This window comes from Neptunicella marina, from assembly GCF_014270035.1.
GTDB lineage: Bacteria > Pseudomonadota > Gammaproteobacteria > Enterobacterales > Alteromonadaceae > Neptunicella > Neptunicella marina.
In genome coordinates this window covers 23123-34200 of sequence record NZ_JACNEP010000012.1, presented here as the reverse complement: position 1 = coordinate 34200, position 11078 = coordinate 23123, and the positions used below count along the sequence as shown (strand labels likewise).

General features: G+C 47.2%; 9 protein-coding genes and 1 pseudogene. 3 read left to right on the top strand and 7 right to left on the bottom strand.

Annotated features, from left to right (window positions below; translation table 11 throughout):
• Positions 1 to 170: 170 nt before the first annotated feature.
• From H8B19_RS19055 to H8B19_RS13815, 5 genes are all read right to left on the bottom strand, one after another.
• Positions 171 to 404 (bottom strand): GDCCVxC domain-containing (seleno)protein, encoded by a 234-nt coding sequence (locus H8B19_RS19055; RefSeq protein WP_015485720.1) that lies wholly within the window; start codon positions 402 to 404, stop codon positions 171 to 173.
• A complete protein-coding gene (gene merP / locus H8B19_RS13830) occupies positions 404 to 691 on the bottom strand; it encodes a mercury resistance system periplasmic binding protein MerP (RefSeq protein WP_050660120.1) in 288 nt (95 codons plus the stop codon). Before merP ends, H8B19_RS19055 begins: the two co-directional genes overlap by 1 nt.
• A gap of 17 nt (positions 692 to 708) precedes the next feature.
• Positions 709 to 1068 carry a mercuric transporter MerT family protein gene (locus H8B19_RS13825; RefSeq protein ID WP_050660088.1) on the bottom strand — a complete coding sequence of 120 codons (360 nt, stop codon included), beginning with the start codon at positions 1066 to 1068 and terminating at the stop codon, positions 709 to 711.
• Positions 1069 to 1144: 76 nt separating this feature from the next.
• A complete protein-coding gene (gene merR, locus H8B19_RS13820; RefSeq protein WP_015485717.1) occupies positions 1145 to 1549 on the bottom strand; it encodes an Hg(II)-responsive transcriptional regulator in 405 nt (134 codons plus the stop codon).
• A complete protein-coding gene (locus tag H8B19_RS13815) occupies positions 1546 to 2784 on the bottom strand; it encodes an ATP-binding protein (RefSeq protein ID WP_186507484.1) in 1239 nt (412 codons plus the stop codon). The genes merR and H8B19_RS13815 overlap by 4 nt, the downstream gene beginning before the upstream one ends.
• A gap of 181 nt (positions 2785 to 2965) precedes the next feature.
• Here H8B19_RS13815 and H8B19_RS13810 point away from each other — a divergent pair, with 181 nt between their 5' ends.
• The 3 genes and pseudogenes from H8B19_RS13810 (at position 2966) to H8B19_RS19295 (ending at position 6720) form a co-directional block, all read left to right on the top strand.
• Complete coding sequence (locus H8B19_RS13810) at positions 2966 to 5851, top strand: Tn3 family transposase (protein ID WP_186507483.1); 2886 nt, start codon at positions 2966 to 2968, stop codon at positions 5849 to 5851.
• 77 nt (positions 5852 to 5928) lie between these two features.
• Positions 5929 to 6450, top strand: a pseudogene (locus H8B19_RS13805) (Tn3 family transposase); the annotation flags it as partial.
• A 69-nt stretch (positions 6451 to 6519) separates the two neighbouring features.
• Positions 6520 to 6720 (top strand): GGDEF domain-containing protein, encoded by a 201-nt coding sequence (locus H8B19_RS19295; protein WP_186507482.1) that lies wholly within the window; start codon positions 6520 to 6522, stop codon positions 6718 to 6720.
• Between the two features lie 7 nt (positions 6721 to 6727).
• Here the strand turns inward: H8B19_RS19295 and H8B19_RS13795 are convergent, their stop codons facing one another.
• The gene (locus H8B19_RS13795; RefSeq protein WP_186507481.1) at positions 6728 to 7717 is read right to left on the bottom strand and encodes a response regulator; all 990 of its coding nucleotides are present in this window, start codon (positions 7715 to 7717) and stop codon (positions 6728 to 6730) included.
• A 6-nt stretch (positions 7718 to 7723) separates the two neighbouring features.
• A complete protein-coding gene (locus tag H8B19_RS13790; protein ID WP_186507480.1) occupies positions 7724 to 11053 on the bottom strand; it encodes an MHYT domain-containing protein in 3330 nt (1109 codons plus the stop codon).
• Positions 11054 to 11078: the final 25 nt, after the last annotated feature.

The window sequence follows — 11078 nt, the reverse complement described above, 5'->3', positions numbered from 1 at the left end:
GCCGCTATAGAGTCAAGAGAAGTAAAAATTACAGTCGGTTGGAAACCGTTTTGATAGAGAGGCCTTACCAAGGCTCGCTCCTTAATCTTACAGAGATCATTGAAGGTGGATTGATACTGGAAAATCATCGACTTAACCGGGTGAGTGACATGCAGATTTGCGAGGTCCACTTAACCGCCGCAACAGGTTCCTGTGTCTTTATTGCCCTGTGACAACTGTATCGGCGGGCATGGTACCGAGCCATAGGAACAGTAGACACAGCAGTCACCGAGCTTCGGCTTCAATAAAACATGGCACTGCTCACACTCGTAGAACCACTGACACGCGTCGGTGGGCATGGATTCTGTTTTTTTATGGCCGCATTCGGGACAAGTCAGCACTGACTGCAAAATCACCTCTGGCATCATGGTGTTTCCGTTTTCACGATGGTCGATGGATAACCGGCATGGGTGGTCGCTTCGACCAATCTGTCAGCGTTGGTCAGGGAATCCTCAAAGGTTACTACGGCTTGCTTATGCTCATAACTGACCTCGGCTTTTGTCACGCCTTGGACCTTGGTGAGTGCCTTTTTGACCGTGATCGGGCACATGGCACAGTTCATGGTTGGCAGATCCAGCGTGATGGTTTGTGGCTTGGCCCAGGCCGAGAAGCTGGCGATGGTGAATACGAGACCGAGAATGATTTTCTGCATGGTTAGCTCCAGAGTGTTCATGCGAACAGAGGAATCCAGTAGGTGCTGGTGACGAGCACCAGCGCCACGATTGCAGCGATCCAGAAAACCATTTGCCGCCGTTTCCGAGTTTGCGGCACAGCGCAGACGGTTCCCGGTTCACAGGTATCGACCGGTCGATAAACCTGCCAGCCAGCCCAACCGAGCAACAACATAACAAGCATGATGAATACGGGACGGTAGGGCTTCAATACAGTCAGGTTACCGATCCAGGCCCCGCTGATACCCAGTGACAGGAGCACAAAAGGCCCAACACAACACAGGCTGGCGACGGTGGCAGCGGTAATGCCACCGATGATAGGTAGCCTTGTGTTGGTGAATGACTCTTTTCCTGCCATCGCCGACTCCACTTTATTGACCTAGTGAAATCAGTGTAAGTCCCGTACCAAGGTACGGAGTCAAGTCCAATGCCTTTTATTGACGAGGAGCAGGTTGGAGGGATTCAACAATAGGACATGCCGCATTGTCAGGATTGGTCCGGCACTGTGTGACGAGCTCTTCCAACACCTGTTGCAGGCGGTGTAGATCGTTAATTTTTTCACGCACGCTGGCCAGCTTTGCTTCGGCCAGCTCCTGGACTTCCGAGCAATGCGACTCGCCCAATGACAGCAGGTTGTTGATCTCCTCCAGCGTAAAACCCAGTTCCTGGGCGCGTTTGATGAATAAAATCCGAGCCAAGGTTGCGTTTGGGTAGGTACGGTATCCCTCTGCGGGTTTGGGTGGTTGACGGATCAAACCACGGCGTTCGTAGTAGCGGATGGTTTCGACGTTGACACCTGCTGTCTTGGCCAGCTGGCCAATGGTGTGGTTTTCGTTCATGACCAGAGCGCTCCCAGCGGGACAGCAAAGAGATTGTCACCAAAAGCCGTCGTATGATCGCCATCGTAGAGCAGGACACCGATTTTAAAGCGCTTGCCGGCCACACTTTGAAAGCGTTTCAAGCCGGTAAAATCTTTCGTGCTCAAGGTTGCCGCCGCTTTGACTTCAATGGCAAAACAATCGCCCATGGCGTTTTCAATGATCACATCGACCTCCACCTTGTCCTTGTCACGGTAGTGGTAGAAGTTCAAGGGCTCCTCGATCCACACCGCCTGTTTGCGCAATTCGTTGTAGACGAAGGATTCCAGCACCAACCCAAAATCACCTGGCTGTTTCAGCAGGCGCTCCCGATTGAGGCCCCGCACGGCGCACATCATGCCGGTATCGACCGAGTGCAGTTTGGGTGTTTTCACCAGGCGCTTATATTCGTTGGAATGCCAGGCCGGCAGCTGTTCCACCAAAAACAACTGCTCCAACAACGCCATGTATTTTTTGATGGTCAGTCGATCCAGCCCAAGTTTAGCGCCCAGTTCGGTCAGGTTAACCAGTTTCCCCGCATAAAAGGCGGTGAGTTTGAGTAACTTGGCCATCAGATCGGGGTGATCGATATGGGTCAGATCGCGGATATCCCGCTGGATCAATGTACTGACGTACTGTTGATACCAAGCGGTGCTTCGCCGCTCATTGGCACGTTGCAGAGGCTCGGGGAAACACCCCGTAATCAACCGTTGCAGTAGATGATCCCGCACACGAATGTCCTGAGCCGAAGGCGCTTCCTGGTTCAGTAGTTTGCTTAAAAAGCTGGGGGGTCGTCCATGGATCTCACATTCGGAAAGCGTTGTCAGGCGAACCGACTCCATCCGGCCGGCCAGGGAATCCGATAGCCGGGGCAATAACAAGGCATTGGCGGAACCCGTCAGGAGAAAGCGACCTGCCGTGCGTTGTTCATCCACAGCCTGCTTAATGGAGACGAACAGTTCAGGCAGGCGCTGAACCTCATCGAGCGCAATTCGTTTCGGTGGCAGATTACGGATGAACCCGACGGGATCAGCTTGTGCAATTTCGAATTGGGCCTGATCGTCCAGGGTAATGTATTCCCAGTTTTCAGCGCCCATCTCACCAATCAACGCCTTCACCAGAGTGGTTTTACCGACTTGGCGAGGCCCCATCACAAAGACCACCGGGGTGTCGCTCAGCGCTTCTTTGACATTGTATTCAGAGTAACGTGGGTACATAAAATAAGCGCTCGGCTAATTGATGGTTGAAATTCGTCTATTCGTTATTTTATTATCGTCTATTCGTTATTACAATGCCGTCTGATTGTTAGATACGACAATGGCGACTTACGAATATAAAAACATCAATAAAAACAACGCTATAGGAGTAGTTGGCGTGACTGAGCCCAAGTGAGAGCCCATGACAGCCAAAGAGCAGTTCTTAACCAACCAGCAGCGATACCAACCGTTAATGCTGCCACAACGATTTTCCGACGAAGAAATGGTTCGCGATTGGACGCTGAGCCGACGCGATTGCCAGGTGGTCAACAAGTACCGTAAGCAATACCGTCTGGGATTTGCCATCCAACTGTGCGCCATGCGTCTCTATGGCCGGTTTCTTAACCAGCTCCATGATCTATCCCCCCGGGTAATCAGCTACCTAAGCAGTCAACTCGACCACCCGCCCACGCTAACCGTGGACGTGCCCGAGCGGGAAGCGACACTATTGGAGCATCGGAATAACATCCTCAAGTATCTGGGCTTTCAACGGTTTGATGACAAAGTGGAAGCCGACCTGGATCGCTGGATAGAGGAACACGCCCGTCAGGGGCTGCTGCCGGATGAACTTTTTCACCGGGCAGAACGTTACCTGTTGTTGAACCGTATTATGTTGCCAGGACCCTCGACCATCGAACGGCAGATCATCCGTATTTGTAACCAGGTCCACACTCAGCTTTTCGAGCAGGTGTTTGATCAGATGTCCCCTGAACTGCGCGGTGCCATCGACGATCTGTTGCAAACCACGGACGGTAATCAACGAACCTACTTCAACCAACTCAAAGAGTATCCACCGGCCGCCAAAATCTCATCGCTGAAACGCTATTTGGAGCGCTATGACAATCTGGTGGCCACCGGCATTAATGAATTCGAGGAAAAGGTCATTGATACCGCTTTTCTTCACTACCTGTATCGACTGACCAAGCGCTACAGCGCCAAGGACATGAAACGCTTCAAAGACCACAAGCGCTATGCCCTGATGGTGTGCTTCCTGTTAGAATCCCGCAAGATTCTGCTGGATAACCTGGTCAAAATGCACGATCAGTACATGACGGAACTGTGCCGACAAACCAGAAACAGTCACGACAAAAAGCACAAGGAATTCCGTAAACGCCAGAAGAAAGCCATCGATGCTGTGCTCGATACCACGCATGTTTTGCTGGAATGGCCGGAGGAACAGCCGTTGTACAAGAATGACTTATGGCAGCGTATTGACGAGAAGCACTTGCTGGCCTCCATTGAGGATCTGCACATTTTTAAACGCCTGGAAGAACGCGGCTATTGCGATTTGTTGCTGACCCGTTACCCCAGTTTACGAAAGTATTTTTCCGACTTTATACGGTTACCGTTTGAAGTGGCGAAAGGTTCTGGGCCACTGATAAAAGCCATCCAGTTCGTCCGGCAGTTGGATGACGGCGATCTGAAAAAACTGCCGGAGAATACACCGACTGCGTTCATTCCCCGCGAGCTGCGTCGCAGCCTTAAAGATCAAACCGGCAACATCAATCGCAATGTTTGGGAAATGGGCCTTGCTCTCGCGATGAAAGATGCGTTGCGTTCCGGCGATTTGTATTTACCACAGAGCAAACAGCATGTGTCGTTCTGGGATCTGACCTTGAACGAGCCCAACTGGGATGAAACCAAACACACCGTCTATACCGAGCTACAGCAGCCTTTGCCACACGAAGTGCGTTCCGCCATTTCATCCCAGTTCCACGAAGCGGTGTCAGCAGCGCAAAAGCGTTTTGGACTGGATAATTTCGCCGAGATACACAATGGCCGGCTGAAACTCAAGCGTGACGACAAACTGGACGTACCGGATAAAGTCAACCAACTGCTGATGGAGGTGGATCAAATGACGCATTACAGTCGTCACTTTGTCCCTATCCAGCATCACCAGTCACGGCCCAAAAACTTTTACAAAAGCCTGATGGCTGCCATTATTTCACAAGCCACAAACCTGGGCGTCGTGTCCATGAGTAACAGCGTCAATGGCGTTACTGTCGATATGCTAAGGCATATCCTGCAATACTATATTCGCGAAGAAACCCTGATCAACGCCAGTGCTGAAATTGTGAATCAACACCATGAGCTGCCGTTGAGTGCGGTGTATGGTTCCGGTACATTGTCCTCTTCAGATGCGCAACGCTTTAAAATCCGCGCCGACAGCCTGTTGGCTTCATACTATCCCCGCTATTACGGCTATTATGAAAAAGCCATCGGGATCTACACCCACGTATCCGATCAATATTCCGTGTTCAGCACCAAGATCATTTCCTGTAGCCCTCGTGAAGCCCTGTATGTTCTGGACGGTCTGCTGGAAAACAACACGATTCTGAAAATCCGAGAGCACACCACCGATACGCACGGGTACACTGAAATCGTCTTCGCCCTCTGTCATTTGCTTGGCTTCTACTTTATGGCACTTATTCGGGATCTGAAGGATCAGCAGCTATACCGTATCGACAAATCCGTCGATTATGGTGACCTCAACCATTTACTCACGAAAACAGCTGATCTGTCGATCATTGAGGAGCAATGGGAATACATGATGCGGGTGGTTATTTCTCTGAAGCAGAAAACTGCGCCAGCACACGTCATCGTTCAACGGTTGACCAACAGTTCACCCTCCGATCGCCTCACCAAGGCCTTTACCAACCTGGGCCGGATCATCAAGACCGAATACATTCTGCGGTACCTGACTGACAAAGAACTGCGCCAAACCGTCCAGCGGCAACTGAACAAAGGGGAATACCGGCACAAACTGCCGCGCTGGATATTCTTTGCGGACCAGGGTGAATTCACCACTGGGGACTATGAGGAAATCATGAACAAGGCCAGCAGCCTCAGCTTTGTATCCAATGCCATTCTGTACTGGAACACGATCAAGATAAATGACGTGGTTGAGCAGCTCCGGCAGCAGGGGGAGGATATCGACGACAAGACCTTATCCCATATCTCGTTATTGCCCTATAAGCATGTGTTGCCCAATGGTACGTACTTTATTGAAGATGAGGGGAAGGGGTGATTATTCGGAAACCTACGTTTACGCGGAGGGCCTGGGAGTCAAAACCGTAGGTTTTCGTTCAAATGCCCCCGCTGGTCCACTATGCGGATATGATGCGAACGGCCATGTCAGTTAAAGCAGGGAAAATCACCGCTTCGACAATCCTGCGCCGGTTCGGCACCAAGAACCGGAAAAACAAGCTGTACTTTGCGTTCCGTGAACTCGGGCGCGTGGTCAGAACCATGTTTTTGCTGGAATACATTACCGACGTTGATCTGCGCAAAACAATCCAGGCAGCGACCTGTAAGAGCGAAGAGTTCAATGAGTTTGCCCGGTGGTTGTTTTTTGCTAATGGCGGGAAAATTCCTGCAAACTTGAGACACGAACAAAGCAAAATCGTTAAATACAATCATTTGCTGGCCAACTTCGCGATCTTATACAACGTAAACGCGATGACCGAAGTGTTCAATCAATTGAAGTCGGAAGGGTACAATATTACCCGCGACATTATGGCCGAATTCTCACCGTATCATACCGAGCATTTGGGGCGGCTAGGAAGTTTTGAGCTGGATCTAACCAAGCAGGTTAAGCCCATGACTTTTGAACTGCTGGTTGATTAATTCATAATATTCAATCGGTTACGTTAGAAGTGGCTAAATTCAACGCTTTTACCGGCCGGACCTCAACGTTTGCGCCATAAAATAGCTGGAGCCCCAATAACGACAGGATTGCAATCGATAAATTGCACCGTATCAATTGGCGTGACTACGCAGGATTGTTTAACCAGTTTTGAGAAGCTCTATGAGCAGGCTGATAGCGCGCTATACCAGTCTAAACATAATGGAAGGAATAAAGTCACGTTTGAACAATCAAGCAACAAACAGACTTAATAGTTTCTTAGTTATCCAGATAACGTTGTTTAATGTCTAAAATAGCAGGAAGTTCCTGTTTAATTAATTCAACCAGTTTGGGATCAAAATGTTTGCCACTCTGACTGCTAATATATTCCATGGTTTCTTCAACGGACCAAGCATCTTTATATGGACGCACACTGGTTAAGGCGTCAAACACATCCGCGATTGCAACAATTCGACCTTCAATTGGAATATCTTCACCTTTTAAGCCGTTAGGGTAGCCGCTACCATTCCATTTTTCGTGGTGAGTCAAGGCCACCACTTTAGCCAGAGTAATTAGCTCTGAATCATCATCCCCTAATATTTCTGCACCAATATTGGGATGGGATTTCATTACAGCAAATTCTTCATCAGTCAATTTGCCGGGTTTAAGCATGATGCTGTCAGGAATGCCTATTTTACCTATATCGTGCATTGGCGCAGCGTGCAGCAGGTTATCGGCTTGTTCCGGAGAAAAGCCATATGCTAACGCCAATATTTTAGAGTAATGACTCATACGCATAACATGCATACCTGTTTCATTATCTTTGTATTCTGCAGCATGGCCTAAACGCTGAATAACCTGCAATCGCGTGCGTTTTAATTCTTCAGCTTGCACTAAGGACAAGTGCGTTTTGACTCTTATTCTAACAACCGGAGCCGACACTGGCTTGGTAATATAATCTACAGCGCCAAGTTCAAGTCCCCTCGCCTCGTCGGTTTCATCACTTAATGCGGTAACAAAAATAACCGGAATTTTTTTTGTTTCAGAGTGGGATTTTAATTGTTCACAAACATCAAATCCGGTCATATCCGGCATCATAATATCGAGCAGAATCAAAGCCGGCTTTTTTTGTTCAGCCAGACGTAAAGCTTCAGCTCCGCTTTTGGCAAAAATGAGCCGATAATCGTCCTGAAGTATTTGTTTTAGGACCCGCAGGTTAGCTGGCTCATCATCAACCAATAGAATACTTTTTGTATGTTCGTCGTGCATAACCCTTTAATCCTGATGCTTCACTTTATTAATTAGTTGCAGTAACTGTTGTTGTGCTGAATCAAATTCGAAATCATTGAGTGCCTGATAAATGTTTTGAAATTCAGAGGAATACTCAGAATGTTGTATTGACAGCAACCGCTCTAAGTTTGCTTCATCAATTTCATTTTCTGTTGCCTGCCGGTAAATATCCTCGAGCAATTCAACTAAATTCTGGTTCGGGATTTTTTGTTCAGATAAGGTAACTGCCGTGGTATCGGCTGAATTGACGTATGCAGCAACCTGCTCTTTGACCCTCGTAAATATTTCTAATGTATCCGGCAATAACTTACAGGATTGCTCAGGATGACTAAGGATAACAGATTCCACTTTTTCCAGATGACGCATTAATTGTGTTAACGATAAATTTCCGCTCAACCCTTTTAATTTATGGACGTCAGCTTTTAGCAATGGCCAGTTTTGCGCAGCACAGGTGACAATTAACTGCTCAAAATCGGTTTGATGTTGCAAGGTAAAGTTTCGCAGTTCAGAAAAATAGGCGCTTTTGTTGCCCCATAATGCAACACCCTTTGATTCATCAATTAATTTGGAGGGTTGTCGTTGTTGGGAAGTGCCGGATGTTCTTTTACCAATCCCTAACACACGTGCAATTTCAGCGCTAAGAATATCGAAATCTACCGGTTTGTTGGCAAAACCATCCATCCCCGCATTTTGCGCGGCTACTTTATCATCCTCCAGCACGCTGGCCGTGAGTGCAATAATCGGCAATGGTTTTAAGTTTTGCGTTTGCTGTTCTTGTATACGCCGTTCCCGTGCTGCCGTTAATCCGTCCATCACCGGCATTTGCACATCCATGAGGACCAGATCCAGGTTGTCTTCCGTAGTCATACGAATTAATGCTTGCTGACCATCCCGGGCGGTTACAACCTCATGACCGTGACGGCTAAATAATAATGTCAGTAAATCAATATTCTGCTGAATATCATCAACAATCAGTATTTTTAATGGTGGAAGTTGTACAGATTCAATCGCCAACTCGCTGGTTTGCTGTTGGCCTTCTTCCAGTGGAAGAATCACCGTAAACTCGCTTCCTTTGCCCAGTTCACTTTTAGCACTAATGGTCCCCCCCATTAAATCCACTAACTGTTTACAAATAGTGGTGCCTAAACCGGTTCCGCCAAACCGGCGGCTCATGGAGGCGTCCGCCTGAGTGAAGGGCTCAAATACATTAGCCAATTGTTCCTCACTCATGCCAATACCACTATCGATGACGCTAAATTTCACCTGATTAGCCGTTTCGGGTTCTACATTTAATTCAACAAAACCTTGTTGTGTAAACTTAACGGCATTGCTTAATAAATTGGTTAGTACCTGACGAATGCGCTCGGGAGAACCTTGATAGCAGGCCTTTAATTTAGGGGAAATATTGGTGGTTAGTTTCAGACCATTATTACGGGCTTGTAACCATAAAGTCGAAACCACCGTATCGACTTCTTCAATGAGTGAAAAATCCCGTATCTCAAGTTCAAGTTTACCTTTTTCAAGTTTGGCACTATCCAGTATATCGTTTAATAAATGTAACAACGACTTGGCCGAATTATTGATAGTACGTAACTGCTTGGCTTGATCTGCCTCTAACCTGGATTCGAGTAATATGTCACTAAAACCGATAATGGCGTTCATTGGAGTACGTATTTCGTGACTCATATTAGCCATAAATGCTGCGCGCACCGATGCTGCATTTTCAGCAGCCTCTTTTGCTTCTCGTAATTGTTGCTCCATTTTATGGCGTTCAGTTATATCCAGTATAAATCCATCCAGCCACAGAACTCGTCCATTGTCGTCACGCACCTTATTGCCCTGCTCCATTAACCATCGAATTTCACCATCTTTACGCACAATCCGGTATTCAAAATTGAAACTGTCATCCATCTGGTCATTAAATGTAATAAGGTGTTGATCCTCCGGGTGAATCAAATCAACAAAACTACGTTTGGGCTTAGGTAAGGTAAATTCACTTGCGGCATAACCGGTAATTTGCTCAACCAGGTCACTGATAAATAACATTGGCCAGTCTGTTTGATGTAAACACCGGTAGGCAATACAGGGAATATTGGAAATCATTGAACGGAATTTTTCTTCATTTTCCCGTAATGCATTTTCCATTTTTAAACGTTGGCGGATATCAGAAATAAAAGCGACAAAAAAGTCATCGTCTTCCAGTTTTACATGGCCTAATCCAAGTCTGACATCAATTAAGTCGCCATTTTTATGCTGAACCTGAAGTTCGCGCCCATTTCCAATTATTGCGGGATTTTTAGTTTCAATAAAACGCTGTATTTTATCATCACTCTTCCACTTTTTTTCAGAAGGAGCAATAACATTAACACTTTGCCCTACTAGCAGTTCGGGCTCCCAGCCTAATAGTGTTTTTGTCGCCAGGTTTGCGCTTAGTATTGAGCCATCACTATTTATAGTGATAATTGCGTCAACTGATGTGTCCATTAACGCTCGTTTACGGTGCTCACTCTGAACGGCTCTTTTGGTAATATCACGATATTTATACAACAGGTTTATACCCAAAACGCTGCTAATCAGCACTATGGTGGCAACCGAAACCGCCAGCGCCAGATAAAAAGACATATCCGCAGAAGAATCTGATAAATCTAATCCCGCTGGTTTTACAAATCTTGCGGCAGCCATACCTGTGTAATGCATACCGGAAATAGCACATCCCATAACAACAGCCGCAGTAATATTTATTTTCCAGCCGGATAAATGGGATTTAATACGGCTCAAACCAAAACGTATCCATAAGGCTAAAATAGCCAAAGTTACCGCTACGACAATGGATAATAGAAAGGTAAACAGGTCGTATCGTAAAAATGGTGCCATCTCCATCGCAGCCATGCCGGTATAATGCATAGTGCCGATGCCCGCACCGACCAGTGTGCCTTCGACTAATAAAGACCTAAAATTTTGCTGATGAGACGTTATGTGATTCAGCGCCACCCAGGATGCTGCAATCCCCGGTAAAGCGGAAAGCAAGGTCAGGAGCCAGCCATATTCAACCGGTGTGCAGAGATCAAATGCCAGCATGCCTATAAAGTGCATCGACCAGATCCCTCCCCCAAGGGCGGTACTGGCAGTTAATAGCATAATGCGCTTACGCTTTAGTGTTGGGGCATTTACCGCTTCAGACGCAATTTGCAATCCCATAAAGGATGAAAACATCGCTATAAATACTGAAACACCAACCATCCAGTAGTTATAATCACCGTAAATAAGAACGCTGTCGGGGGAAATGTTGAATTGTTGCTGAAGCCAGTTGATCATAAAATTCACTACTCATGAAACCGTT